This is a genomic window from Jidongwangia harbinensis, assembly GCF_020216025.1.
Taxonomy (GTDB): domain Bacteria; phylum Actinomycetota; class Actinomycetes; order Mycobacteriales; family Micromonosporaceae; genus Actinoplanes; species Actinoplanes harbinensis.
The window spans coordinates 136013-161941 of record NZ_JAIWNC010000006.1 but is presented as its reverse complement, the minus strand read 5'-3'; the positions used below and the strand labels follow the sequence as shown (position 1 = coordinate 161941).

The 25929-nt window shown below is 72.2% G+C and carries 23 protein-coding genes and 1 pseudogene; 12 read left to right on the top strand and 12 right to left on the bottom strand.

Annotated features, from left to right (window positions below):
• Positions 1-9 precede the first annotated feature (9 nt).
• Positions 10-1494: a glycerol kinase GlpK gene (gene glpK / locus LDL48_RS11090; RefSeq protein ID WP_225254963.1), complete on the top strand. Its 1485-nt coding sequence runs from the start codon at positions 10-12 to the stop codon at positions 1492-1494.
• Between the two features lie 7 nt (positions 1495-1501).
• On the opposite strand, the gene LDL48_RS43410 is transcribed toward glpK, so the two are convergent.
• Together LDL48_RS43410 and LDL48_RS11075 are read right to left on the bottom strand one after the other, a co-directional pair.
• Positions 1502-2746: a chitosanase gene (locus tag LDL48_RS43410; RefSeq protein ID WP_308016448.1), complete on the bottom strand. Its 1245-nt coding sequence runs from the start codon at positions 2744-2746 to the stop codon at positions 1502-1504.
• Positions 2747-2770: 24 nt separating this feature from the next.
• Positions 2771-3019 (bottom strand): hypothetical protein, encoded by a 249-nt coding sequence (locus LDL48_RS11075; protein ID WP_225254962.1) that lies wholly within the window; start codon positions 3017-3019, stop codon positions 2771-2773.
• 87 nt (positions 3020-3106) lie between these two features.
• Between LDL48_RS11075 and malQ the strand changes: the two genes are divergently transcribed.
• Both malQ and LDL48_RS11065 read left to right on the top strand, forming a co-directional pair.
• Entirely contained in the window at positions 3107-5041 is a 1935-nt protein-coding gene (malQ, locus tag LDL48_RS11070; protein ID WP_225254961.1) for a 4-alpha-glucanotransferase, read from the top strand.
• A gap of 61 nt (positions 5042-5102) precedes the next feature.
• On the top strand, positions 5103-5282 hold the full coding sequence (locus LDL48_RS11065) for an antitoxin (protein WP_225254960.1): 180 nt from the start codon (positions 5103-5105) through the stop codon (positions 5280-5282).
• 1 nt (position 5283) lies between these two features.
• Here the strand turns inward: LDL48_RS11065 and LDL48_RS11060 are convergent, their stop codons facing one another.
• Complete coding sequence (locus LDL48_RS11060; RefSeq protein ID WP_225254959.1) at positions 5284-5676, bottom strand: hypothetical protein; 393 nt, start codon at positions 5674-5676, stop codon at positions 5284-5286.
• A 187-nt stretch (positions 5677-5863) separates the two neighbouring features.
• On the opposite strand from LDL48_RS11060, the gene LDL48_RS11055 reads away from it, so the two are divergent.
• Positions 5864-6805, top strand: coding sequence for an anti-sigma factor RsbA family regulatory protein (locus tag LDL48_RS11055; RefSeq protein ID WP_225254958.1), 942 nt, complete (start codon positions 5864-5866; stop codon positions 6803-6805).
• On the opposite strand, the gene LDL48_RS11050 is transcribed toward LDL48_RS11055, so the two are convergent.
• Together LDL48_RS11050 and LDL48_RS11045 are read right to left on the bottom strand one after the other, a co-directional pair.
• Complete coding sequence (locus tag LDL48_RS11050; protein ID WP_225254957.1) at positions 6802-8070, bottom strand: DUF1501 domain-containing protein; 1269 nt, start codon at positions 8068-8070, stop codon at positions 6802-6804. The genes LDL48_RS11055 and LDL48_RS11050 overlap by 4 nt on opposite strands.
• A gap of 5 nt (positions 8071-8075) precedes the next feature.
• Positions 8076-9512: a DUF1800 domain-containing protein gene (locus LDL48_RS11045; protein ID WP_225254956.1), complete on the bottom strand. Its 1437-nt coding sequence runs from the start codon at positions 9510-9512 to the stop codon at positions 8076-8078.
• Between the two features lie 82 nt (positions 9513-9594).
• Between LDL48_RS11045 and LDL48_RS11040 the strand changes: the two genes are divergently transcribed.
• A complete protein-coding gene (locus LDL48_RS11040) occupies positions 9595-10458 on the top strand; it encodes a spermidine synthase (RefSeq protein ID WP_225254955.1) in 864 nt (287 codons plus the stop codon).
• A 147-nt stretch (positions 10459-10605) separates the two neighbouring features.
• Complete coding sequence (locus LDL48_RS11035; RefSeq protein WP_225254954.1) at positions 10606-11613, top strand: translation initiation factor 2; 1008 nt, start codon at positions 10606-10608, stop codon at positions 11611-11613.
• 254 nt (positions 11614-11867) lie between these two features.
• On the opposite strand, the pseudogene LDL48_RS11030 reads toward LDL48_RS11035, so the two are convergent.
• Positions 11868-12842 (bottom strand): annotated as a pseudogene (locus tag LDL48_RS11030) (TerC family protein); the annotation flags it as partial.
• A gap of 39 nt (positions 12843-12881) precedes the next feature.
• A complete protein-coding gene (locus LDL48_RS11025; RefSeq protein WP_225254952.1) occupies positions 12882-13661 on the bottom strand; it encodes a pentapeptide repeat-containing protein in 780 nt (259 codons plus the stop codon).
• Positions 13662-13923: 262 nt separating this feature from the next.
• On the opposite strand from LDL48_RS11025, the gene LDL48_RS11020 reads away from it, so the two are divergent.
• The 3 genes from LDL48_RS11020 (at position 13924) to LDL48_RS11010 (ending at position 19561) form a co-directional block, all read left to right on the top strand.
• Complete coding sequence (locus tag LDL48_RS11020) at positions 13924-15195, top strand: lamin tail domain-containing protein (RefSeq protein ID WP_225254951.1); 1272 nt, start codon at positions 13924-13926, stop codon at positions 15193-15195.
• 136 nt (positions 15196-15331) lie between these two features.
• Positions 15332-17767, top strand: a complete 2436-nt coding sequence (gene pepN / locus LDL48_RS11015; protein ID WP_225254950.1) for an aminopeptidase N — start codon at positions 15332-15334, stop codon at positions 17765-17767.
• A 144-nt stretch (positions 17768-17911) separates the two neighbouring features.
• The gene (locus tag LDL48_RS11010; protein ID WP_225254949.1) at positions 17912-19561 is read left to right on the top strand and encodes a ricin-type beta-trefoil lectin domain protein; all 1650 of its coding nucleotides are present in this window, start codon (positions 17912-17914) and stop codon (positions 19559-19561) included.
• A 98-nt stretch (positions 19562-19659) separates the two neighbouring features.
• Here LDL48_RS11010 and LDL48_RS11005 read toward each other — a convergent pair whose 3' ends face one another.
• Both LDL48_RS11005 and LDL48_RS11000 read right to left on the bottom strand, forming a co-directional pair.
• Positions 19660-19872, bottom strand: a complete 213-nt coding sequence (locus LDL48_RS11005; protein ID WP_225254948.1) for a DUF397 domain-containing protein — start codon at positions 19870-19872, stop codon at positions 19660-19662.
• Positions 19873-19907: 35 nt separating this feature from the next.
• Positions 19908-20771, bottom strand: a complete 864-nt coding sequence (locus LDL48_RS11000) for a helix-turn-helix domain-containing protein (RefSeq protein WP_225254947.1) — start codon at positions 20769-20771, stop codon at positions 19908-19910.
• A gap of 559 nt (positions 20772-21330) precedes the next feature.
• Here LDL48_RS11000 and LDL48_RS10995 point away from each other — a divergent pair.
• Entirely contained in the window at positions 21331-21495 is a 165-nt protein-coding gene (locus LDL48_RS10995) for a hypothetical protein (protein WP_225254946.1), read from the top strand.
• Between the two features lie 51 nt (positions 21496-21546).
• On the opposite strand, the gene LDL48_RS10990 is transcribed toward LDL48_RS10995, so the two are convergent.
• Genes LDL48_RS10990 through LDL48_RS10980 form a run of 3 tightly spaced genes read right to left on the bottom strand, consistent with a single transcriptional unit; the run spans position 21547 to position 23892 of the window.
• Entirely contained in the window at positions 21547-21930 is a 384-nt protein-coding gene (locus LDL48_RS10990; protein WP_225254945.1) for an FMN-binding protein, read from the bottom strand.
• Between the two features lie 16 nt (positions 21931-21946).
• Positions 21947-23359, bottom strand: coding sequence for a ferredoxin reductase family protein (locus LDL48_RS10985; protein ID WP_225254944.1), 1413 nt, complete (start codon positions 23357-23359; stop codon positions 21947-21949).
• Positions 23356-23892 carry a hypothetical protein gene (locus LDL48_RS10980; RefSeq protein WP_225254943.1) on the bottom strand — a complete coding sequence of 179 codons (537 nt, stop codon included), beginning with the start codon at positions 23890-23892 and terminating at the stop codon, positions 23356-23358. Before LDL48_RS10980 ends, LDL48_RS10985 begins: the two co-directional genes overlap by 4 nt.
• 49 nt (positions 23893-23941) lie before the next feature.
• Here LDL48_RS10980 and LDL48_RS10975 point away from each other — a divergent pair, with 49 nt between their 5' ends.
• Entirely contained in the window at positions 23942-24631 is a 690-nt protein-coding gene (locus LDL48_RS10975) for a response regulator transcription factor (RefSeq protein WP_225254942.1), read from the top strand.
• Positions 24628-25923: a HAMP domain-containing sensor histidine kinase gene (locus LDL48_RS10970; protein ID WP_225254941.1), complete on the top strand. Its 1296-nt coding sequence runs from the start codon at positions 24628-24630 to the stop codon at positions 25921-25923. The genes LDL48_RS10975 and LDL48_RS10970 overlap by 4 nt, the downstream gene beginning before the upstream one ends.
• Positions 25924-25929: the final 6 nt, after the last annotated feature.

The following is a 25929-nucleotide window of genomic DNA, read 5'->3' as shown; positions in this document are numbered from 1 at the left end:
GGTGTCTGCGTGACCAAGGATTACGTCGCCGCGATCGACCAGGGCACCACGTCCTCCCGGTGCATCGTCTTCGATTCCGGCGGCACGATCGTGTCGGTGGCCCAGCGCGAGCACCGCCAGATCTTCCCCCGGCCGGGCTGGGTCGAGCACGACGCGGAGGAGATCTGGGAGTGCGTGCAGTTCGTGGTGCGCGAGGCGCTCGCCTCCGGCGGCCTCGACGCGTCCCGGCTCGCCGCGGTCGGCATCACCAACCAGCGCGAGACCACCGTGGTGTGGGACCGCGCCACCGGCCGGCCGGTGCACCACGCCATCGTCTGGCAGGACACCCGCACCGACGAGCAGTTGCGCCGCTTCGACGCGGCGTTCGGCGAGGAGAACTTCCGGGCCCGCACCGGCCTGCCGCTGGCGCCGTACTTCGCCGGGTCGAAGCTGGCCTGGCTGCTGGAACACGTGGACGGGCTGCGCGAGCGGGCCGACGCCGGTGAGGTGCTGTTCGGCACGATGGACAGCTGGCTGATCCACAAGCTGACCGGCCGGCACCTGACCGACGTCACCAACGCCAGCCGCACGCTCCTGATGAACCTCCGCACGCTGGACTGGGACGACGAGATCCTGGCCGCCACCGGCATCCCGCGGGCGATGCTGCCGGAGATCCGGTCCTCTGCCGAGGTGTACGGCACCGCGCACAGCGGCCCGCTCGCCGGGGTCCCGGTCGCGTCCGCGCTCGGCGACCAGCAGGCCGCCCTGTTCGGGCAGACCTGCTTCGCGCCGGGCGAGGCCAAGTGCACCTACGGCACCGGCAGTTTCCTGCTGCTCAACACCGGCACCGAGCCGGTGGTCTCCGGGCACGGGCTGCTCACCACGGTCGGCTACCGGATCGGCGACGCCCCCGCGGTGTACGCGCTGGAGGGCGCCATCGCGGTCACCGGCGCGCTGATCCAGTGGCTGCGCGACAACCTGGGCATCATCCGGGCCGCCGCCGAGGTGGAGGACCTGGCCCGCACGGTGCCGGACAACGGCGGCTGCTACCTGGTGCCGGCGTTCTCCGGACTGTTCGCGCCGCACTGGCGCGCGGACGCCCGCGGGGTGCTGGTCGGGCTCACCGGGTTCGTCAACCGCGGGCATCTCGCCCGGGCCGCGCTGGAGGCGACCGCCTGGCAGACCCGCGAGGTGGTGGACGCGATGAACGCGGACAGCGGCACCCCGCTCACCACGCTCCGGGTGGACGGCGGCATGACCGCGAACGACCTGCTCATGCAGTTCCTGGCGGACGTGCTGGCGGTACCGGTGGTCCGGCCCACCGTCGCCGAGACCACCTGCCTGGGCGCGGCGTACGCGGCCGGGCTGGCGGTGGGCTTCTGGCCGGACACCGACACGCTGCGGGCCAATTGGACGGCGGACGCGCACTGGACGCCGGAGATGAACGCCGACGAGGTGGCCCGCGGCCTCACCCAGTGGCGCAAGGCGGTCGACCGCACGCTCGACTGGGTCTGAGCCGGGGCTAAGCGGAGACCGTGAAGCGGTCGCCGTAGACCCGCCAGTTCAGCGGCGGGCTCAGGTCCAGGTTGCCGGCCCGCAGGAAGGCACGCTGCGCGGTGTCCACCCGGGTGGTGTCGCTGTGCGCCTCCTCCACCTGCATCGCCTGCACCCGGGCGGTCAGGAAGGCGGCCAGCCACACCGTCTCGTCGCCGCCCTGCCGGGGCGTCTTCGCCGACTTCACCGTCTCGGCCCGGATCGCGTGCAGCCCGGACATGCCATGCATGACCGCGGCGTCGTAGTACGCGAACTGCCCCAGCGCGCGCAGCCCGTCGGTACGCGCCAGGGTGACCGCCGGACCGAAGTACATCCGGTCCCGCTCGTCCTCCTGGGTCTTCTGGAAGACCGGGTCCCGGGCCGCCGCCCGCCACGCCGCCGGGAAACCCGGATCCAGTCCGGCGTGCGAGTCGGAGCCGTCCACCGCACGCAGCGCCGGGAGGTACCTCGCCAGCCCGTTTCCCGGCTTGCGGCGGGTGTACTCGGCGACCACGGCCAGCATGTCCGACGTGCCGGAACAGAACCCGACGAGGCCGGCGGTGTAGCCGCGGCCGTCGCCGATGTCCTCGATGTAGCCGTACTGCGAGCGCCAGTTCAGCGTCGAGTTCTCCGCGGTGGAGACCAGTTGCATGGCGAGTTCCTTGCGCCGCGGGTCGTCCAGCGCGACCGCCGCGGCGGGCACCGCCGTGCCGGGCGCGACCCGGGGTGCCGGCGGCGGCACCGGCCCCGGGCCGTACGCCCGCACCTCGTGCAGCGAATAGCCGTACGAGGTGCCGCGCTGGGTGGCGAGCACCCGCAGGTACCGGCCGGCCCGGTCCAGCCGCTTGAGGTCGTCGGTGCCGCCGTTGCCGGAGCGGGTGGCGTACAGGTCGGTCCAGGAGGCGCCGTCGCCGGACACCTGGACCCGGTACGACGCCGCGTACGCCTTCTCCCACACCAGCGTGACCCGGTGCACCCGGCGGGCGGCGCCCAGGTCGATCCGCAGCCACTGGGTGCCGGGCCCGGACACGCCGGCCCAGCGCGAGCCGAGGTCACCGTCGACCGCGCGGGAGGCGTCGTACTGCGCCCCGCTGGTGCTGGACGCGAGCGCCGGGCGGCCCCGGGACAGCAGCACGTCGGACGCCGCGTCCGCGGTCACCGACACGGCCAGCGGCACGCTCAGCACCGTGCAGACGGCCACGCCCAGGGCGACCCCACCGACTCTGCTCCGCACCCCCTCACGCTAGGACGCAGCCGGTCAGCGCCGCTTGCGGTTGCGCGAAATCAGCACGATCGCCAGCACGATGGCGCCCACCACGACGAGGCAGCACAGGGCACCGATGATGAAAAAGCCGCCGCCGCCCCGGCGCCGGGACCGGGCCGCCTCGACCGCCACGTCGGCCACACCGGTGCTCACCGCCCACGCGTGCACCGGGATCATCAGGGTCAGGATTGCACCGGTCACGGCCGCGGTCGCCCGGGACCACCACTTCATCGCTTGAGACATGCGCTCCATCCTGGCCCATACCGGCAAGCCGGACTACCTCAGGTGCGGCAGGGTATGTGCGAGCGGACCCGAGGAGTAGGAGAGCGGATGGACCCGGATCTGGTGGCGCTGGCCGAGGCACACGGGGTGGCGACCTGGTACGAGGACTGGCATCGCGAACGCCGCGACGTGGCGGCCGAGTCCGTCGTCGGGGTGCTGGGGCTGCTCGGCGTCGACGCCGCCACCCCGGACGCGGTACGCCGGGAACTGGACGCGATCCGCGAGACCCGGCGGCTGCGCAGGCTGCCCGGCACCGTGGTGGTCCGCCACGGCACCGGCCGCCCGCTGGCCGGACCCGGCACCGTCACGCTGGAGGACGGCACCCGCCGGGAGGTCCGCGAGATCCCCGCCGACCTGCCGCTGGGCTGGCACCGGCTGACCCACGACGACCAGGACGTGACGCTGGTCGTGGTGCCCACCGAGCTGCCCGAACCGCCGGAGGCCTGGGGCTGGATGCTGCAGCTGTACGCGCTGCACTCCGCCGACTCGTGGGGCATCGGCGACCTGGGCGACCTGCGCACGTTCGTCCGCGGGCAGGACGCCGGGCTGATCCTGCTGAACCCGCTGCACGCGATCACGCCCACCCTGCCGGTGCCGGCGTCGCCGTACTCGCCGTCCAGCCGCCGCTTCGCGAACCCGCTGTACCTGCGGGTCGCCGACACCGACGCGTACCGCCGGGCGGATCCGCCGCTGCGCGCCCAGGTGGACGCGTTGCGGCCGGCGCCGACCGGGGACGGCCTGATCGACTACAGCGCGGTCTGGCAGGCCAAACGGGCCGCCCTGGAGCTGCTCTGGCCGCTGGCCGGCGAGATCGACCTGGACGCCGACCCGGGGCTCACCGACTTCGCCACGTTCTGCGCGCTGGCCGAGCGGCACGGCGCGAACTGGCAGCAGTGGCCGGCGGAGCTGCGCCGGCCGGACTCCCCGGCGGCCCGCGCGGCCCGCTCCGGCGACCGGGTGGCGTTCCATGTCTGGGTGCAGCATCTGCTCGAGGCCCAGTTGGACGCGGCCAACGCCGCGGCCCGCGAGGCCGGGATGCCGGTCGGCGTGGTGCACGACCTCGCGGTCGGCATCGACCCGAGCGGCGCGGACGGCTGGCTGCTGCAGGACGTCCTGGCCGCGGGCGTGCACACCGGCGCCCCGCCGGACGCGTTCAACCAGCTCGGGCAGGACTGGGGCCTGGCCGCCTGGCGGCCGGACCGGCTGATCGAGAGCGGATACGCGGCCTACCGGGACATGCTGCGCCGGATCTTCCGGTACGCCGGCGGACTGCGCGTGGACCACGTGGCCGGGCTGTGGCGACTGTGGTGGGTGCCGCCGGGCATGGGCGCCGCCGAGGGCACGTACGTGCACTACGACCCGGAGGCGATGCTCGGCATCCTGGCGCTGGAGGCGCACCGGGCCGGCGCCGTGGTGATCGGCGAGGACCTCGGCACGGTGCTGCCGGTGGTGACCGAGGGCCTGGACCGGATGAACATGCTCGGCTCGGCGGTGCTCTGGTTCACCCGCGACGACGACGACCCGGACGGCGGCTACCTGCCGGCCCGGCGGTACCCGCGCAACGCGCTGGCCAGCGTCTCCACCCACGACCTGCCGACCGCCGCCGGTTTCCTGGCGGGCGAGCAGGTCCGGGTCCGGGCCGAGCTGGGCCAGCTGGCCGGCAGCGAGGCGGACGAGCGGCGCCACGCCGACGCGGACCGGGCCCAGCTGCTGGCCCTGCTCCGCGCGGAGGGCCTGATCACCGCGGACAGCACCGGCGACGAGGTCGTGGTGGCGATGCACGAGTTCCTGGCGCGGACCCCGTGCCGGTTCGTCACCGCGTCGCTGTACGACGTGCTGGGCGAGCTGAACCAGCCGAACCTGCCCGGCACCACCGACGAGTACCCGAACTGGCGGATGCCGCTGCGGCTGTCGCTGGAGGAGATCGAGGCCGATCCACGGGTCCGGCGGGTGGCGGGCATCCTGGCGAAACGCCCCGCCTGAGCGGGTTTGCCGCCCCGGTGGCCGGGCACCGGAGAGGCAACCGCAACGAGAGGAGCCGACCATGGGTTTCATGGACAAGGCCAAGGACTTCGCCGACGACCATGACAAGCAGGTCGACCAGGGCCTGGACAAGGCCGGCGACCAGATCGACGACCGCACCGGGAACAAGCACTCGGAGCACATCGACAAGGGCGTGGACCAGGCGCAGGCGCGTACCGGCCAGGGCGACACCCAGCCGTAGGTCAGATCGACAGCGGAGGCGGCGGCGGGTCGTCGTCCACGGCGAACAACATCGGGTGTACGACCACCCGCTCCTCCCGCTCCCGGCACCGGGTCGGCGGCAGCAGCGACGACCGGTGCTCCGGGTGTTCCGCGCAGTGGCGCAGCGCCCGGGTCACCGCGTCGGTGTGGTGCCGCCCCCCGCCGTACTCCCCGCACCGGGCACAGTCCCAGCGCCAGTACGCGGGCCCCTCGTCGGAGTCGTGCCGGCGGATCCGCAGCGCGGCGCCGGTCCGGTTGTGCCGGTCCGCCGCGGCGACCAGGATCGCGGCCATCTCTGGCGACGGCGGTGTTCCCGCCGGTCGGGTGGCACTGACGCCGACGACCTCGGCCAGCACGCCGCTGGTTCCGGACACCGGGCACCTCCCTCACCCCCGCCCACCGCGGACGGGACATCGTGCGCCAGTGTGAACCGCCGGACCCGCCGGGAGCAGCGGTTTCACTTATGCCCCTCGGGTATTCACCCGCACCGGTACCCACCTGTGCGGGCCCGGCCGGCCGATCGGCAACCGGTGTTACGGTTGTCGCGCGGAGGTGGCCGACGTGCGCGACAGCGGACCTGGAACCACCACGCCCCGCTTCCGGCACTCCGCCTTCCTCTACGGCTCCGAATCCGCGTACACCGGCTTTCTGCTGCCCTTCCTCTGCGAGGGCCTGGAACGCGGCGAGGCGGTGGCGGTGGCCGCCGGCGACGAGCACATCGACGCGCTGCGTGCGGCGCTGGGCCGCGACGCGGCCGCGGTCCGGTTCCTGCCGGCCGGCGACTGGTACGTCCGGCCGGTGCGCACGCTGTCCGGCTGGGCCCGGACGCTGTCCGCCGCCGCCCGCGCCGGCCGGCCGGCCGCACGGCTGGTCAACGAGATCGCGTTCGGCGACGAACCCCGGTCCTGGGTACGTGCCGAGGCCGCCACCAACGCCGCCCTGGCCGACCTCAACGGTCACCTGCTCTGCCCGTACGACCGCCGCCACCTCCCGCCGCACCTGATCGACGCGGCGCGGCGCACCCACCACCTGCTCCACGACGACGGCTGGCACATCAGCGACGACTACGTACCGCCGGACCTGCTGCTCGCCGACCTGGCCGAACCGCTGTACCCGGCCGACGGCCCGCCCACGGTCGAGGTGGCGGTCGGTGACACCGTGGCGGACCTGCGCGCCTGGCTGCGGGACCGGGCCACCGCCGAGGGCTGGCTGCCGCCGGAGCGGGTGGAGATCCTGCTGCTCGCGCTCAGCGAACTGGCCACCAACGGCATCCGGCACGGCGGCCGGCAGCGCAACGTGCGGGTCTGGGTCCGCCCGGAGGCGGTCGTCTGCGAGGTCACCGACGACGGCGCGGAACCGCCCGACCCGCTGGCCGGATACCGCCCACCGGCGCCCGGGGTGATCGGCGGCATGGGGCTGTGGCTGGTGCACCAGGTCTGCGACGCGTTCGCGGTGCACGGCCGGGACGGCGTCACGCTGGCCCGGTTCGCGCTGCTCCGCTAGCGCGCCGCGACCAGGCCCAGGGCGCTCGGCTGCACGCCGGGAAAAACGCCGCTGGTGCTGCCCACGCCGCACCGCTTCTGCAGGATCTCGGCGATCACGGCCCGGTAGTCGGTGGTCACCGCGAGGTCGCCGTCGACCAGGCGGGCGGGTGCCAGGCCGGGCCACCGCCCGTACACCCGGCCGCCCTTCACCCCGCCGCCCAGGACGAACATGGCGTTGCCGTACCCGTGGTCCAGCCCGCCGGACCCGTTCTGCGCGACCCGGCGGCCGAACTCGCTGATCGTCACCAGGGTGACCCGGGACAGCCCGGCCGGTCCCAGGTCGGTGGCGAACGCGGCCAGCGCCCGGGCGAGGCGGTCCAGGTTCTCGTACATCCGCCGGCCCGGCACGGCGGTGCCCAGGTCCTCGTGCATGTCCCAGTCACCGGAGTCCACGCACGCGCTGCGCAGGCCGACGCCGGCCTTCACCAGCCGGGCCACGTCGCGCAGCGCGGCACCGAGGTCGGTGTCCGGGTAGGCGGCGCCGTCGGCCGGCGTGTACCCGGCCTCGATCAGCCGGCCCGCGGTGGCCAGCGCGTCGGTGACCTGCCCGGTGGTCTGCGCCATCGCGGCCGGAGCGCCGGCGTACAGCTTGGTCATGGTGGCGGCCATCGGCCCGGCACCGCCCTCGCCGTACAGGCGGAACCGGTCCACCGAGGTCAGGCCCAGGTCCGGGGCCGGACCGGCCAGCACCCGCGCCGGACGGGCGCTGCCCAGCGACACCCCGCGGAACGGGTCACCGCCGCCCAGCCCGCCCAGCATCCGGTCGAGCCAGCCGGTACGGATCGAGGTGCCCGGCGCGGCCCGTTCCAGTTCCTCCATGGCGGCGAAGTGCGAACGGTTCGGGGCCGGCTGACCGACCGCCTGCACCGCGGCCAGCCGGCCCGCCTTCCACAGCGGCAGCAGCGGCGCCAGCGCCGGGTTCAGCCCGAACGACGCGTTCCCGCCGATCAGCCGCGCCTTCGGCACCGCGATGCCGGGACGGGCCGAGTAGTAGTACGGGTCGCCGTGCGGCACCACCGCGGACATCCCGTCGAAGCCGCCGCGCAGCGACAGCAGCACCAGCACGTCACCGGAGTACGCGGGGTCCGCGGCGAACGCCAGCCGGGTGTCGAGCTGGTCGCCGATCAGCCCGGCGAACGCGCCCGCCGCGCCGGCCGCCAGCAGCCGGCGGCGGGTCACGGTCGCGCGCCGGTCCTCGGCGCAGCCACAGTCGTCGGTTGCCATCTCGGTCACCTCAGCGCGAACGAAGGGGAATTCAGGAGCAGAGCCACCAGGTACGGGAACGCCCAGCCGACCGCCCGGTCGCCGGACCGCAGCCGCGTGCCGGCCGTCTTGCCGTAGAACGCGGCGACCGCCTCGGTGTGCTCGGCGGACAGCCGGCGGCCCAGCAGCCGGTCCGCGGCCAGCCCGATCAGTTCGCCGTACGTGGGCGGCAGCGGCCCGATCAGGTCGGCCACCGGGGCCGCCGGGCGGACCAGCTGTTCCGGATACCAGCCGGCGGCCAGGTTCAGGTGCCCGTTCCAGCGGATCACCTGCCCGGACGGCGACGCCCAGGCGGCGGCCACGTCCGGGTAGCCGTTCGGCGGTGCCCACGCCAGCGGCGCCTGCCCGGCCGACTCCGCCATCCAGTACAGCGCCCGCAGTGCCGCGGTGCCGGCGGGCTCGGGGCCGTACCCGAGGATCCGGACCGTGGCGGCCAGATCCTCCAGCGGGGTCCGGGTCTTGGCACCCACCGACGCCGCGAACTCGGCCGAGCCGAACAACGCCCGCAGCACCGGGGCGATCGCGGTGCGATGGTCCAGGTACACCTTCGTCAGCCGGGTGACCAGCGAGGCCGGTGGCTGGTCCGAGACGAACCGGACGCAGAGCTTGGTGACGATCCGCTTCGCCGTGGACGGATGCAGTGCCAGGTGGTCCAGCAGTGCCAGCGCGGCGGCCTCACCTCCGGTGGCGGTCCGGTTGGCGTGCCGGAAGCCGAGCACCGCGACCGCGCCGGTGGCGTGCGCGCCGGCGTCGTACCGGTAGCGGCCGGTCTCCCAGCTCACCGTCAGGCCGGTGCACAACCGGGCCGTGTGCTTGACGTCGGCCTCCGTGTACCCGAGCCCGACGGTGTGCAGTTCCAGCAGCTCACGGCCGTAGTTCTCGTTCGGCGCGGCACGGGTGGACGACCGGTTGTCCAGGTACGACAGCATCGCCGGGTGCCGGGCGCTGGCCTTGAGCATGTCCGCGAACCGGCCCAGCGCGTGCTTGCGGATCACCGTACGGTCGTAGTCCGGCCGGCTGTCCCAGACGTCGCCGCCCGGGTTGGTCACGTTGAGGTGGTTGGACCAGAAGTCGACCATCACCTCGAGCAGTTGCCGCTCGCTCCAGATCGCCCGGGCGACGGCCGCGTACCCGAGTTCGAACATCGGATCCCAGGTGTATTCCGGCAACGCCCCGGCCCGGACCCTGGCCCGGATCCCGTCGATGGACAGGCCGCTCAGCGGCAGCCGCGCGACCACGCCGTCGGCCACCGGGTCGGCGATCGTGGCGGGGCTGAGCTGCCGTTCCAGCCAGGCCGACGCGCCCAGCCTGCGCACCTCGGCGACGGACGCCACGGTCGGACCGTAGGTCGCCCGGCGCAGCAGGTGCAGCAGCGGGTCGGCGGGCAGGAATTCGGCGGTCACGGCCTGGTCGTCGGCGGGCCACCCGGAAAACGTCGGACAACCGGCGCGGTGCTCCCCGACTGCAACCGGGATACTGGCTGCCGTGGGGCGGCGCAGGCAGGACCGGGAACGGGCGGAGCGGCAGGTGGTCGCGGTGGCGTCCGGCCTGGCCGAGCTGGTCCCGGACCCGGACCGGTCCACCGGCTGGACCCTGCTGATCGACGGCACCCCGCAGTCGCACCTCGACCTCGCCGACCCCACCCACCTGGAATTCGAGTACGTCCGCCGGATCGGCACCGTCATCGACCTGATCGCGCCGCCCGGCGCACCGCTGCGGGTGCTGCACCTCGGCGGCGGCGCACTGACCCTGCCCCGGTACGTGGCCGCCACCCGGCCCGGCTCGGCGCAGCGGGTCGTGGAGATCGACGGGCCCCTGGTCGAGCTGGTCCGCCGCGCGCTCCCGACCGACCCGCGGATCCGGCTCAAGGTGCGCGTCGGCGACGCCCGCGAGGTGCTCACCGGCGCCCGCGACGGCGGGTACGACCTGGTGGTGCTGGACGTGTTCGCCGGCGCGCGGACCCCCGCCCACCTGGCCTCGGTGGAGTTCATGCACGAGGTGGCCCGGGTGCTGTCCCCGGCCGGCACGCTGGTGGCGAACGTCGCCGACGGGCCACCCCTGCGGTACGCCCGCGCCCAGGTGGCCACGATCCGCGCCGCCCTGCCGCAGGCGTGCCTGGTGGCCGACGCGGCGGTCCTGCGCGGACGCCGGTTCGGCAACCTGGTGGTGCTGGCCGGCCGCACGCCACCGCCGGTCGCCGACCTGACCCGGCGGGCGGCCGGCGACTGGTTCCCCGGCCGGGTGGAAACCGATCTGGACCGGTTCACCGGCGGCGCCGCCCCGGTCACCGACGCCACCGCGGTCGCCTCCCCGGCCCCGCCCGAGGAACTGTTCAGCGCCCGGCGGTAGGCCCGAACGTTCATCGATTTCCGGCTTTCGGCGTAGTCGTCCCGTGTTCCGGCGAAACTCGGCCGTATTCACTTGTCGTCGTCGATGTGGACCGATGTAATCGAGTGGCTGCGCGGCCGGGCGCGGCATCGACGGGAGGGGGCCGCCATGTCCGAACAGCACTTCCTGTCCTCCCCCACCGGCTCGTCCGGCGCCCTGCACGGCGCCGAGCGGGTGATGTGGCGCGGGCACTGCGGGGTGGCCGAGTACGGGTTCCACGAGCCCGATTCGCTGCCGCTGTGGACACTGCCGGAGAGCACCGAGGTCCTCGTCACCGACCAGCGGGTCCGGTTCTCCTGCGCCGGCACCGGTGCCGGCGAGTTGCGCTGGCTGTGGCCGCAACACCTACGCCTGCAGCCCGGTTCCCCGAGCACCGACCGCGGCACCGCGGCCACCCAGGTCCAGCTGGTCTGCGCCGGCACGGACGGCGGCTGGCCGGCACTGGTCCTGGCCGGCGGCGACCTGACGTCGGTGGCCGAGGCCGACCACCTGGCCAACACGGTCCGGCAGGCGATCGCCCGGTTCCGGGTGGACAACGCGGACAAGCTCGGCCTGACCATCCCGCAGGCCCGGATGCTGTCCCGGCTGCTGATGGCCCCCGAGTTCCGCAACCACCAGGGCGGCGACGGCCAGACCGTGTCCCTGCTCGGCGCCCTGCCGGTGCACCGCGGTGCCGCACCGCCGGAGGACGGCACCCGGCCGCCGAGGCACCGCCCCGGCCTGGCCGCGGACATGGTGCGTGCAGTGCTGGCGGCCGAGGCCGAACTGGCCGCCCAGCAGGCGGAGCCGGACCAGGCGTCCCGGGCGGCCGAGCTGGCGGCGCGGGTCGCCGCCCTGGTCTCCCAGTCCCCTGCGGACAGCTGGCCCGAACCACCAGCCGACCACCAGCCCGCACGCCCCGCCGAAGATCGGTCCGCACCGCCGGTCGCCCACCGGGAACGGCAACGGGCCGCCGACCAGTTGCGGAACGCACCGACGCTCAACCTCACCGAACGGGCCAAGGCGATCCGTCGCACCGCGGCCCGGATGGCAGCCAACGCGGCCCGCAACCGCACGCCCGGCCGCCACACCAATCGCAACTCGGAAGCCAGAGCCCGCGGCAACGACCGCAGCTGACCTCGGCCCGCGGGGCGGGGAAGGGGTCAGTGCACCGGGACCTCGAAGCAGACGCCGTCCGCGACCCGTTGCTCGTGCAGTAGATGCGCTCGGCCGATCAGTTCCATCAACTCGGCCTCCTCGCGGATCCGCCGGCGGTGCTTCGCGGGCAGCGTCCGGATGTGCGCCTCCTCGACCTGCAACCGGTGGAAGATCTCGTCGCAGTAGGCCGGGTCGGTCTCGATGTCGAGGTACTCGGTGGCGTGCCGGCGGGCCGCGGACACGTACGTCTGCGCCCGGCCGCGCGGGCTCAGCAGCGACGCGACCACCGTGATGACCAGCACCAGGATGATGAACGCCAGGGAGGCGCCGGTGCTGATTTCGACCACGTCGATGTGTTCGCCGCCGTTGATGAACGGGACGTTGTTCTCGTGCATGGCGTGCAGGATCAGCTTGACGCCGATGAACGCCAGAATGCCGGCCAGCCCGTAGGACAGGTAGATGAGCCGGTCCAGCAGCCCGTCCAGCAGGAAGTAGAGCTGGCGCAGGCCGAGCAGGGAGAACGCGGTGGCGGTGAAGACCAGGTAGACGCTCTGGGTGAGGCCGAAGATGGCCGGGATGGAGTCCAGCGCGAACAGCAGGTCGGTGCCGCCGATCGCGACCATGACCAGCAGCATCGGGGTCATCACCCGGCGGCCGTCCTGGATCGTGAACAGCTTGTCGCCGTCGTACGTCTCGGAGGTGCGCAGGAAACGCCGCGCCAGCCGGATCATCACGTTGTCGGCGGACCGCTCGTCCTGGTGCTTGAGCAGGTTGCCGGCCGTCATCAGCAGGATCAGGCCGAACAGGTAGAACACCCAGGCGAACGAGTTGATCAGCGCGGCGCCGAGGAAGATGAAGCCGGTCCGGGCGATCAGCGAGAACACGATGCCGAACAGCAGCACCTTCTGCTGGTCGGCGCGGGGCACCTTGAAGCTGCCCAGGATGACCAGGAAGACGAACAGGTTGTCGACCGACAGGGCCTTCTCGGTCACGTACCCGGCGTAGTACTCGGCGCCGGCGGCGTGCCCGCCGAAGATCCACACGCCGAGGCCGAACGCCAGGGCGATGCCGACGTAGATGGACGACCAGATGGCCGCTTCACGGATCTCCGGGATGTGCGCCCGGCGGACGTGAAAGTAGAAGTCGAAGATGACCAGACCGAGGATTCCCACCACGGTCAACGCCCAGACCAGGCCGGACACCTGCATGCAGCACGCTCCACGGATCGCTCGGGCAGCGATCTCATCCTAGGGGCGATCTATTACCGCCGCGCTTCGTGGATCGGTCCGGGCCGCGCGGAGCTGGGCGCGGGTCAGGAACAGCGCGCCACGCAGGTCGGCGCCGCGCAGGTCCGCACCGCGCAGATCGGCGCCGGTGAAGTCGGCCCGGCGCAGGTCCGCGTCGCGGAGGTCGGCGCCGATCAGCAGCGCGCCGCGGAGGTTGGCGCCGCGCAGGTCGGCCTTGCGCAGCCGGCGCCCGATCAGGTCGGCGCCGCGGTGGTCCGGACGCCGCCCGGCGCCGGCCCGGGCCAGGTCGCTGGCCTGGAGCAGCAACGGGTTCACCCGCCGCCGGTGGGCATCGACGTCGATCGCGGCGAGGTCGCCGGGTGCGTACCCGGTCAGCTCCTCGGTCTCCGCCAGGGCGGACCGGAGCCGGCCGTGCAGCGGCCGGGCGGCGGCCAGGCGGAGCGCCTCGGTCAGGTACCAGATCAGCTCGTGGAGCTGCCGCATCACCGGCAGCGCGGCGAACATCGGGCCGGCGATCTCCGGTGCCGAGCGCCAGTCCCGGCCGCCGAAGGTCACCTGGGTCACCTGCTGCCCGGCGCCGAAGCAGTCGAACACGGTGCATCCGGGGAAGCCGCGCTGCGCCAGCCGGTCGTGGATGCCACAGCGGAAGTCGTCACGCAGGTTCGGGCAGGGACGGCCGGCCGGTTTGTCGATCGCGAAATCGGACGAGCGGGCGAACGCGGGCGCCACGCAGCACAGGCCCGCACACCGGGCGCAATCGGCTTCCAGGGACCGCTCCATGGCGGGGCACAGGCTACCTCGACGGCCGTCGGGGGCCGAGCCGAGTCCGACTTGATCCGACTGACCCCAGTTTCGGGGGTAACGCTAAGTACGGACCGCCAGGTTGCAAGACCTCGTCCGACCAGGCAATAAGCACGCCCGTCCAGGCGGATGACTACGGAGAGTATATCGACCTAATCTTCGACGGTCGTCCGCCGGGGGTGGTGGACGCATATCGGACGCCCCGTAGCGAAGGCAGGCAAGCTGCCGAGGGAGACAAGTGATGCACACACGTTCCGCACGGCCGTCCGGCCGTCAGCGGGCCGCCGGACTCGCCGCAACCGTGGCGCTCGGCCTGGGCACCGCCGTGTTCGGCGTGAGCTCGCCGGCCATGGCCGCGGCACCGACGCTGAACCAGCCGGCGACGCCCACCGGGTACTCATACGTGACGTTGACCGGTACCGCCGACCCCGGCACCACCGTGGTCCTGTGGGAGGCGGCCTACGCGTTCCGGACCGCGATGTACGAGGCGCAGCAGTTCTTCCCCGAGGACGTCATCACGGACGTCGCGGACTCCTCCGGCCGGTTCGAGCTGCGGCGCCGGATGGACTCCGGCTTCGTCTTCAAGGTACGGGTCGGCGGCACCGACTCGAACACCGTCGAGGTGCCGATCATCGCCAAGCCGTCCCTGCAGGTCACCGCGTCCGGCAACAACGTCAGCGCCAGCGTGCTCGCCGACCCCGGCCAGCCCGGCCTGGCCGCGGCCGTGCAGCGGTGGAACGGCACTGCCTGGGTCACCGAGTCGAGCGGCCAGACCGACGAGAGCGCCACCTACTCGACCGTGCTGACCAACCAGCCCGGCGGACTGCAGTACTACCGCGCGTCGGCCGGACCGGACGACGAGAACTTCGTCCGCCTGGGCTACTCGGACACCGTCGGCCTCACGCTGGCGGGCTCCGGCGGGTCGACCAACTCGCCGCCGGCCAACCCCACGCCGACCCAGACCACCGTGACGCCGAAGCCGACCACCACCACGGTCACGCCCAAGCCGACGACCACGGTCACGCCCAAGCCGACCACCACGGTCACGCCGAAGCCGACCACCACCGTCACGCCCAAGCCGACGCTCACGCCGACGCCCAAGCCGACCTCCACCCCGAAGCCGCCGGTGGTGACCGGGCCCAAGCCCGGCGACGTGAAGTTCACCTACGCCTACTACAACTCCAAGGGCTCGGACACCGGCAGCAACAAGAGCCTGAACCTCGAGTACGTCCGGTTGACGAACAAGACCAAGAAGACCATCAACCTGCGCTACTGGACGGTTCGCGACCGGGCCGGCAACGTCTACAAGTTCACCGGCAACTTCCCGCTGGCCGCGGGCAAGAGCGTCTACCTGCGTACCGGTAAGGGCACGAACACGTCGACGACCCGCTACTGGGGCCGCAAGTCGTACGTCTGGAACAACACCGGCGACACCGCGTACCTGCGGAGCAGCGCCAACAAGACGATCGACACGTGCGGCTGGGGCAAGGGCAAGGGTTACACCTCCTGCTGATCAACCGCTGAGCAGCCATCTGCGACGGCCCCCGGATGCCTCCGGGGGCCGTCGCCGTGCCCCAGGAGGGCAAGGTGGTTGCCGGTCCGACCCGGGTCGCCAAGGATGGCCTGGGGATCATCGTCGAGGAGGACACATGACCGGCACGCGAAGTCTGACCCAGGCCGAGGCGCGGGAGCGGGCCACGCTGCTTGCCGTCGACGGGTACGACATCGCGGTGGACCTCACCGACCTGCCCACCGGCCCCGCGGTGCGCTGCGTCGCCACGGTGACGTTCAGCTGCCGGCAGCCGGGCGCCGGGACGTTCGTCGACTGCGCGGCCGACGTGGTCAGCGCCACCCTGAACGGGGTGCCGCTCGCGCCCGCCGCCGAGGGCCGGATCGCGCTGCCGGACCTGGCCGGGCAGAACACGCTGCGGGTGGAGACCGTGCAGAAGGACACCAGCGAGGGCCAGGGCGCACACAAGGCCACCGACCCGGCCGACGGCGAGGTGTACCTCTGGATGTCCTTCGAGCCGGACGAGGCACACCACGTCTGGGCCTGTTTCGACCAGCCCGACCTCAAGGCGCCGCACGCGTTCACCGTGACCGCACCGGCCGAGTGGACCGTGACCAGCAACTCCGGGGACGCCGCGATCGAGGACCTGGGCACGGCCCGCCGCTGGACGTTCCCGGCGACGCCGCCGCTGTCGACGTACAACACGGTGGTGAACGCCGGCCCGTTCCACCACGTCCGGCGTACCGTCGGGGGTCATGACCTGGGCATCTATGCCCGCCGCTCGCTGGCCCCGATCCTCGAACGCGACGCCGACGAGATCTTCACGCTGACCGCGCAGGGTCTCGGCTTCTACGCCGAGGTCTTCGGGATGCCGTTCCCGCAGCGCCGCTACGACCAGGTCTTCGTTCCCGAGTTCGGCGGCGCGATGGAGAACTTCGGCTGCGTCACCTGGTCGGACGTGTTCCTGCGGCGGGCCACGCCGACCCCGGCCGAGCGCGAACTGTTCGCCAAGATCCTGCTGCACGAGATGGCGCACATGTGGTTCGGCAACATCGTCACCATGCGCTGGTGGGACGACCTCTGGCTGAACGAGGCGTTCGCGCAGTTCGCCTGCAACTGGGCGGCCGTGCGGGCGACCGCGTACACCGACGCCTGGGCCGGGCACCTCGCCGAGGACAAGCTGACCGCGTACGTGGCCGACCAGGGACCGATCTCGCATCCGATCCACCAGCCGATCCCGGACGTCGCGCACGCCATGACCATCTTCGACGCGATCACCTACCCCAAGGGCGCGTCGGTGCTGCAGCAGCTCATGACGTACGTCGGCGAGGACAACTTCGTCACCGGCATGACCGCGTACTTCGCCCGGCACGCCTGGGGCAACACCACCCTGCAGGATCTGATCGACGCGCTCGCCGAGACCAGCGGCCGGGACCTGAACGCGTGGCGGGCCGGCTGGCTGGCCACCGCCGGCACGGACCGGCTCACGCTGGAGCGCGACGGCGACTCCTACGTGCTGGTGGCCGCCGGACCGGCCGGGCCGCCCCGCCCGCAGGTGCTCGCCGTGGGCGCCTACCAGCGGCACGGTGACGACCTGCACCGCACCGCGCTGGTCGAGGTGGACGTGCAGCAGGCCCGCACCCCGGTCGACCTGCCGCCCGGCGCCGAGCTGTACCTGCTCAACGACGAGGACCTCACGTTCGCCACCACCCGCCCGGACGCCGCGGGCCGGGAGGCGCTGCTGAGCACCGCGGCCGACCTGCCGACCGCGGTCGCCCGCGGGGTCGCGGTCGCCACCGTGTACGACATGCTGATCAACGGCGAGGCGTCCGCGGCCGAGGCCGTGCGCGTCCTCACCGCGGTCCTGGCCGTGGAGACCTCCGACTCGGTGATCGAGCCGTACCTCGCGCTCGCCGCGACCATCGCCGAGCAGTGGGCGCCGGAGGCGGAACGGGCCGGTTTGACCGCCGCCGTCGCGGCCACCGCCCGGGCACTCGCCCGGGACACCAGCCGCCGCCAGGTGGCGCTGCGCGCGTTCGCCCGGACCGCCGGCAGCCTGGCCGACCTGGCCTGGCTGCGGGCCGAGATCGGCGACGACGTGGATCTGCGGTGGCGGGCCCTGATCCGCGCCGCGCACCTGGGTGCGGACACCGCCGCCGAGGCCGCCGAACTCCGCGACCGCGACCCCGACCCGGACGCCTGGACCCGGGCGCTGGCGGTGCGCGCGGCCACCGACGACGCGGGCGAGCTGGCCGCCGTGTGGCAGCAGGTGATGCTGGACCGTGCGGTGCCGCTCAGCTCCGTCCGGGAGATCGCCGCCGCGTTCTGGCGCCCGGGTCGCGACCACCTGCTCGCCCCGTACGCCGAGCGCTACCTCGACCTGCTGCCCGAGATGCACCGCGGCGGCATGGTCCCGGCGATGGCGTACAGCAGCGGCCTGTTCCCGATCTTCGGCGTGGACGCCACGTTCCTGGACCGGGCGGAGGCGGCCGCCGAGCACGTCGCGCCGGTGGTCCGGACGAAGATCCGGGAGAAATCCGGCGTGGTACGCCGCATGCTGCGCGCCCGCGGCTGACCGCCGCGGACCGTAGGGACTGTTCGACCACACTTCCCGGGGCCCTTCGGGCATCCGTTGAACCGCACCCGCAAATCCTCCGTTCATGCCGCGGAGCTGATTTGTCGAAGGGACCGATCTACCGTGCGCTTGCCGTCCTTTCCCATGTTCAGCCGACTGGCCGGCCGGCTGAAACTCAGCCGTCTGATCGGCCGGCTGAAGAAGAGCGTCGCGGCGACCGCCATCGCGGGGGTCGCGGGGCTGTCCGTCGTGGCCGCGATCGGCTGGGGCGTGGCCGACGCCGACGACGACGAGCTGGTCGGCCGGGCCATCTCCGACGCCCACCTCGCGGCCATCAACGAGGCCGCGCTGTCGTGCCCGATGCTCACCCCGACGCGGATCGCCGGCCAGCTGATGGCGGAGTCCGGCCTGAACGAGAAGGCCAAGCGCACCGTGTCCGGCGGGCGGGGCATCGCCGGCCTGGACGACGCCGACTGGAAGCGCTGGGCGCCGTGGCAGAAGGCCGCGCGCACCGACCCGGCGGCGAACATCCTGGCGCTCGCCCACCAGATGTGCCACTTCAGCGGTGAGCTGCGGCTCACCACCATGCGCGGGGACCACTGGCAGCTGTCGCTGGCCGCCTACCGGTCCGGGATGAAGGCGGTGGAGTCGGCCGGCGGCGTGCCCAAGCCGGCCGCCGACTACGTCAAGAAGGCCGACGCGTACGCCGCCTACTACGAGAAGCTGCCGCACATCGGCAGCGACAAGCCGGCCGCGCCGGACGAGAAGCCGGACGACACCAAGCCCATCCCCGACGAGTACGTCGAACCGCTCGTCAAGGCCGGCACCAAGTGCCCGCAGGTCTCGTCCGCGGCGGTGGCCGGCCAGATCATGGCGCTCTCCGGCTTCAACGGCGACAAGCTCGGTTCCCGCGGCGAGCAGGGCATCGCCCAGTTCCGGCCGGACATCTGGAAGCGCTTCGCGCCCGGCGGTACCTCACCGTGGGACGCCAAGGTGGCGATCCCGGTGGTGGGCACCGCACTGTGCGGCCTCGTCACCGAGTTCTCCGGCCTGCCCGGCGACCCGTACCTGCTGGCGGTCAGCGCGTTCACGTCCGGGCCCACGACGGTCCGGCAGGCCGGCGGCAAGCCGCAGGCCAGCGCGACCGGGTTCCTGGAGCGGGTGGCCGCGTACACGGCGTACTACAAGCTCGACACCCGGCTGACCGGTGCGCCGAACGCCGCCCCGCCAGCTGGCAAGCCCACCGCCTCGAACCCGGTTGCCGTGCCCTCGGGGGCCGCGCCGCCACCGCCGCCGGAGGCGCAGGCACAGGCGCAGGCCAATCCGCCGAAGGGCAAGGACACGCCGAAGTCCAAGACCACGACGAAGGCCGCCCAGCCGCAGTCGCAACCGGACACCCCGCTGCCCGGCGTCACGTTCGTGCAGAAGATGTCCGGCAAGTGCCTGGACGCGGGGGCCGGCGTCGACGGCACGAAGCTGACCATGCAGTCCTGCAGCAACGCCTCCTCGCAGCGGTGGGACGTCCGGGACGACGGCACGATCCGCTCGATCCTGACCGGGCTGTGCATGGACGTCGCGATGGCGGACACCGCGCAGGGGACGCCGGTGCAGACCGCCAACTGCAGCGGCAACCCGGCGCAGCAGTGGTCGATCAACAACAACATGGTGAAGACCGGCCTGACGAACAACTGCATCGACAGCGTGGGCGACAGCAAGGCCAACGGCACCAAGATCGAAATGGTGGGTTGCCAGGGCGCCGGCCACAGCCAGCAGACCTGGAACCGCAAGAAGTAGACCGCGTCGGCAGCAGCGAGAAGGCCCTCGGAGAAAGATCCGAGGGCCTTTCGCGTGACCGAAGGAACAACCTGTGTAGCCCCTTCCGTGGGCAGGATCTACGCCGTTGGTAAGTCGAACTCTCCGGCTTTCACTGCAGTGAGGAATGCCGCCCACTCATCAGTGGAATAAATGAGCGCCGGCCGCTCCAGGTCCTTCGAGTCCCGGACAGCTACGAAATCAGGCGTGAGAGCCACCTCAACACATGTACTGCTGCCACAAATCGACGCTTTCTGCCATTCCAGGGTGGGCAGCAACAGTCCGTAAGTCATTGATCGACTCTGTCCTTCGAGTAGGGCGTCACTAATCACGTGAGTTCGCGGTGTACAGTCTTCAAGAACCGAATGGATTCGGCAGATTTGAGGGCTCTGCTTCGCAGAGCTTCAAAGGCACTTAGGTGAGCAGAAACGTCTTCCGGCTGCTCAAGATAGACGTCGCTCGAAATTCCTTCAATGAATACGACGTCCTGCATGCGGTAGTCGTCGCGACCGGGAGGGGCGTCGAACTGCAGCACGGTAAAACCTGACATCACGCCCGGATGCGCCCCCTTGCCGAATGGCATGATCTGGAAGTTCGAGACCCTTGACGACGTGGCAGACTGGATCAAGTAGTCAATCTGCGCCCTCATGACGTCTACGCCCCCGACAATCCGACGAACGGCAGCTTCATCCACGATCACATCCAGAATCGTGTCCGCACGCAGCGCATCTTGTCGCATCTCCCGCAAATCCAGCTTCTTCTTCTTGGTCGCCGGCTCAAACTTTGCGAATCCGTCGATGATCGCGCTGGTGTACCCTCGCGTCTGCAGAAGCCCAGGCACCAGAAGCTGGTAGTCACTAATCTTGCTGGCCGCACCTTCAAGGCCAACGTACTTTTCCAACGGCGGCTCGAGATCGAATTCCTTCCACCATCCGGACTCTCTGTTTTGCCGGGCAAGTCTGATGAGTCGATCTCGAGTCTCGGGCTCGGTGACGCCATAAAGGTTCAGCAATGCAAGAACGTCCGGTACAGATATGTTTCTCTGCGCATTCTCTAACCGACTGATCTTCGCCGAGTGAACCTGCAACTCGTCCGCGACATGCTTCATGGTCATACCAGCGTCGATTCGGAGCTGCCGCAAGGCCGCCCCCAGTTGGTATCGGCGCACCATGGGCCCCGGGTCGCTGCCCATCTGCGCCACCCCCTAACTAGCGACCTGGCGAACCGCCATCTGGCAGTTGCGCTGAGGCAAATCTAGTTTGGCAATTGCCACTTGGCAACACGCCACGCGTACGGCATCATGAAGTTACGCAAAGCTACGCATCACTAACACTCAGCTGTATCTGGATGCCGCTCACGGAGGGGGCGATTCCCATGATCACGTCTTGATCTGCTTGGCCAACCCACCAGGACAACAGCATCACCTGAGCAATCGGTGCAGGGAGCGCCATCACAAGATCACTCTAAGCGAGGGCGTTGCTGTCGTGGTGTCGCCCGACAAGTTCGCTCGTGATCCACCTGCCCGCCACATCACCTCGGCTGGCTCCGCCACCCCACCCATCTGGGCGCCGGGCACATGGCGCTGAGCGCAAGTACCGATTGAAAGAGGCGCCTACGGCTGGCACCGCAGACGCCTCAATTGCGAACCGCGCCGACGACTGAACACTTATCGAAGGGAACGGCTCATGACCAGACTAGTCCTCGTTGGGCTAGAGACCCAGCAAGGATCGAACCTCTCAGCCACAGGCACGATGCTGCTCATCTTGGCAGCGTTCCTCTTGCTGGTGGCTCTCGACACGATGCGGCTTGCACTCTCGCCACTGAGGGAGGTCCTCAAGGCTTTCGCCGCAGCGGGAACAACGACGATTCTTGTGCTACTCGCTTTCGCGATGGTGATGACGGCGCTGATCCTGTAAGCCATGCTGCCCGGCGACCAGACAGATGGGCGGGGCCCGCCGGTGGGACAGTTACCGATCCTGCCGGCGGGCCCCGGCCACGTCGAGGGCGGACTGCAGGGAGGCCCGGTAGCCGTCGCTGGTGAAGGTGGCACCGGAGACGGTGTCCACGTCCGCGCTCTGCACGGCGAGGGTCTGCCGTTTGAGCGCCGGCAGCGCGCGTTCGCTGACCTGCCTGCTGGTGCCGTTGCTGTCCGGGAAGACCGGTACCGCCACGCTGGTGATCCGGCCCGCGCGGACGGCGACGACGACCTGGACGGACCCCGTGGTGATCTCCACGACCCGGCCCCGGTAGGTCCCGGCGTCACCGGCCGGTGCGCCCGGGCTGAGCCGGTAGCTGAACAGCAGGACCAGGGCGGTGACGGTGTAGACCAGCCACCGGACACTGCGCCGCATCACGCCTCCTCGGATGTCATCGGCTGAACAGTTCGGTGTGCAGGCGGGAGTCGGGCACCCCGGCCGCCCGGGCCGCGGCCCGCACCGACCCGGCCCACGCCTCCGGGCCGCAGACGTACACCTGGGCCCGGGCGATGTCCGGCGCGATCCGGCGCAGTTCGGCCACGTCTCCGTGGCCGGCGAGCGTGGCGGGCAGCCAGGACGAGTCGCCGGCGCGGGGCCCGATCAGGTGCACGACCCGCACCCCGCGGTGCTCGGCGAACCACCCGAGTTCCGCACCGAACGCGGCCTCGTCCGCGCTGCGGGCCCGATAGACCAGGGTGGCGTCCGCCCGGCCGTACGGCAGCTCGCCGAGCAGCGCGAGCAGCGGGGTGATGCCGATCCCGCAGGCCAGCAGGACGACCGGGCCGCCCGGGTAGGTCTCGCCGGTCAGCTTGCCGAACGGCCCCTCGAACAGCACCCGGGTGCCGGGCCGCAGGCGGGCGATCCGGGCGCTGCCGTCACCCACGTCCCGGACCGTGATGCGGAGCCCGTCGTCGCGCGGCGCGGCCGACAGCGAGAACGGGTGCGCCCGGGTCCAGCCGGGCCCGTCCAGGAAACGCCAGAGGAAGTACTGGCCCGCCCGGACCGGCAGCCGGTCCAGCCGGCGACCGGTGAGGTGGACCGAGGTGATCCCGGGCGCCTCCGGGACCACGCCGCGGACGGTCAGCCGGTGACGCCGGTTGCGCCAGACCGGCACTCCGATCCGGTAGACCACGACCGCCCCGGCGGCCAGCGCGTACAGCGTCCACCAGTAGGCCCGTGCCGCCGGCGAGCCGACGAATTCGGTGCCGGTCCCGATCTGGTGCGGCAGGGCCAGACCGATCCCGAGGTACGCGTACAGGTGCAGCGCGTGCCACGACTCGTACCTCAACCGGCGCCGGGCCGCCCGGACGGACGTCACCGCCACCAGGACCAGCAGCCCGGATCCGACCGCGGCCAGCAGCATCCCGGCGCCGGAGCTGACGAGGCGCGCCAGCTCGGCGAAGAACCCGGTCCGGGTGGCGGCACTGGAGCCGAGCACCGTCCACTGGAGGTGCAGCAGCATCAGGTGGAACGAGGTCGAGCCGGTCCATCGGTGCCACCGGGTGAGCCGGGGCTGGCCGAAGGCACGTTCCAGCACCGGGATCCGGGCCATCAGGAGGACCTGCACCAGCAACAGGTCGGAGGCCAGCAGGCCGGCCAGCCGCCCGACCGCGAACACCATCGGAGGACCACCGGAACTCACCTGCCGCACGCCGCCGTTGCGTACCCACAACGCGGTCACCACCAGGAGGCTGGCACCGACCGCCACCCCCGCGGCGTCGGCCCACCACCGCGGCGCCGCGGCGGGCGGGCGCCGGAGGGGCGCCGCGGGTCCGGCGACGGCCGGCCGCACCGCGGTGGTCACCGGCCCCAACCTTCGGGGCGGACGTTCTCCCTCGGCTCACCGCCGACACAGGTGACCTCGACGCGAACCGCGGGCGGCCCGCCGTGCCGGCCCCAGCTCGCGCCCTTGCTCCGCGCGAAGCGGATGGACGCGGTGCGCGCCGGGCCCTTCTCGATCGGGCTCGCCGTGTACCCCTGCGCCGGACTCCAGCTCAGCAGCTTGGCCTGGTCGCCGGTGCAGGAGGCGAACAGGCTGCTGCCGCGGTGCCCGAAGGCGCGCGACTTGGCGGCCGGCGGCGCGGTCGTCCGGGCCGGTACCGGCGCCGCCGACGTCGGTGCCGCCGAGGGGGAGGGCGAGGCCGCCGACGACGCGCTCGCGGCCGGCGGAGGTGCGGCGGAGAGCCGGGCGGCCACGTCGGAGTCGCTCAGCGGCCGCGCCGCCGATCCGGCGAAGTCGTCACTCAACGTGTTGACCGCGGCTACGCCCAGGGTCGTGGTGAGGCCGGCCGCGACGATCCACGCGCCTGCCCCAATGCTCCATCGCTTTCGTCTCACCTGCTCAGCATGCTGGAGAGCAGGGATAAGGAGCGGTTAACGTAGGGCTATGGCCAAGATCCTGATCGTCGAGGACGACGCCACGATCCGCACCGGAGTAGTCCGCGCGCTCACTCAGCGTAGCCATACCGTGGTGTCGGCGGCGACCGCGATGGACGGGCTGCGGCTGGCCACGGCCGAGAAACCGGACGTCCTGCTGCTGGATCTCGGCCTGCCCGACGCGGACGGTCGCGAGATGCTGCGGATGCTGCGGGCGGTCAGCCAGGTCCCGGTGATCGTGGTCACGGCCCGCCGCTCGGAACACGAGATCGTCCAGGCGCTGGACGCCGGCGCCGACGACTACGTCGTGAAGCCCTACGGCGCCGACCAGATCGACGCGCGGATCCGGGCGGTCCTGCGCCGTCTCGGGGCGGCCGCGCCGGCCGGGGAACGCGACACCGCGGTCGCCGTCGGTGGTCTGCGCATCGATCCCCGCTCCCGGCAGTCCACTCTGGACGGCGCGCCGCTCGATCTCGCGCCCCGGGAGTTCGACCTGCTCTACTACCTCGCCGCCCGGGCCGGTGAGGTGGTCAGCAAGCGGGAACTGCTGACCGAGGTGTGGCGGCTGCCCTACCACCGTGCCGACAAGACCGTCGACGTGCATCTCTCCTGGCTGCGCCGCAAGCTCGGCGAGACCGCGCAGGAGCCGCGGTACCTGCACACCGTGCGGCGCGTGGGTGTCCGGCTGAGCACCCCGTGAGGCGCCGCATCGCCGTGCTCGTCACCGCGACCATGGCGCTGGTCCTCGTCTCGTTCGTGGTGCCGCTGGCCCTCCTGGTCCGGCGGACCACCGCGGACCGGGCGGTCAGCCGGGCGGTGGAGGAGGCCCAGTCGCTGAGCGTCCTGGTCGCCACGAGCGACACGGCCACGTTGCGGCTGGGCATCGAGCGGGCGAACGCCGGGACGACGTTCCCGCTGACCGTTTTCCTGCCCGACGGCACCGTGGTGGGCGCCCCCGCCGCGGTGACCCCCGCGGTCCGGCTGGCCGGCCAGGGCGACAGCTTCTCCGTCGCCCAGCCGGCGGGACGGGAGATCGTGGTCGCCGTGCAGGGTCTCCCGGCCGGCACCGCGGTGATCCGGACCTTCGTGCCGGACGCCGAACTGACCCGGGGCGTGGCGCGGGCCGCCCTGCTGCTCGCGCTCGCCGGTGCCGGCCTGCTGGTCGTCGGGGTTCTGGTGGCGGACCGGCTCGCGGCTTCCCTGGTACGTCCGATCCGCGACCTGGCGCGGCTGTCGGACCGACTCGCGACCGGTGAACTCGACGCCCGGATCGCCCCGTCGGACATCGCCGAGATCAACGCCGTCGGCCTGGCCCTCAATCACCTCGCGGGCCAGATCCGGGACCTGCTGGACGCCGAACGGGAATCGGCCGCGGACCTGTCGCATCAGCTGCGGACTCCGCTCACCGCGCTCCGGCTGGAGGCCGCCACGCTGTCCGACCGGGAGGAGACCGCCCGGATCGAGGACCAGATCGCGGAACTGGACCACGCGCTGACCCGGGTCATCGAGAACACCCGCCGATCGGGCGGCTCCGGCGGCGTACCCGCGCCGGGCGGTGAGCCGGCCGACGCGGCCCAGGTCATCGCCGCCCGGGCCGCGTTCTGGGCGGTGCTCGCCGAGGACCAGCAGCGCCCGATGGACGTGGCGGTGGCCCCCGGGCCGCTGCCGGTCGACGTGCCCGCCGCCACCCTGACGGCGTGCGCCGACGCGCTGCTCGGCAACGTGTTCGCGCACACCCCCGACGGCACCCCGTTCTCGGTGCGGCTGAGCGCGCGGGACGGCGGCGGCGCGCTGCTCGTCGTCGCCGACCGCGGACCCGGCCCGGGGCCCCTCGACGGCACCCGCCGGGGCGTCAGCGGCGCCGGCTCGTCCGGGCTCGGCCTGGACATCGCCCGGCAGGCGGCCGCGGCGTCGGGCGGCACCCTCACCTTCGAGCGCGGCGAGTCCGGCGGCGCCCGGGTGACCGTCGTCCTCGGCCCGCCGGCACGCTGACCCGGC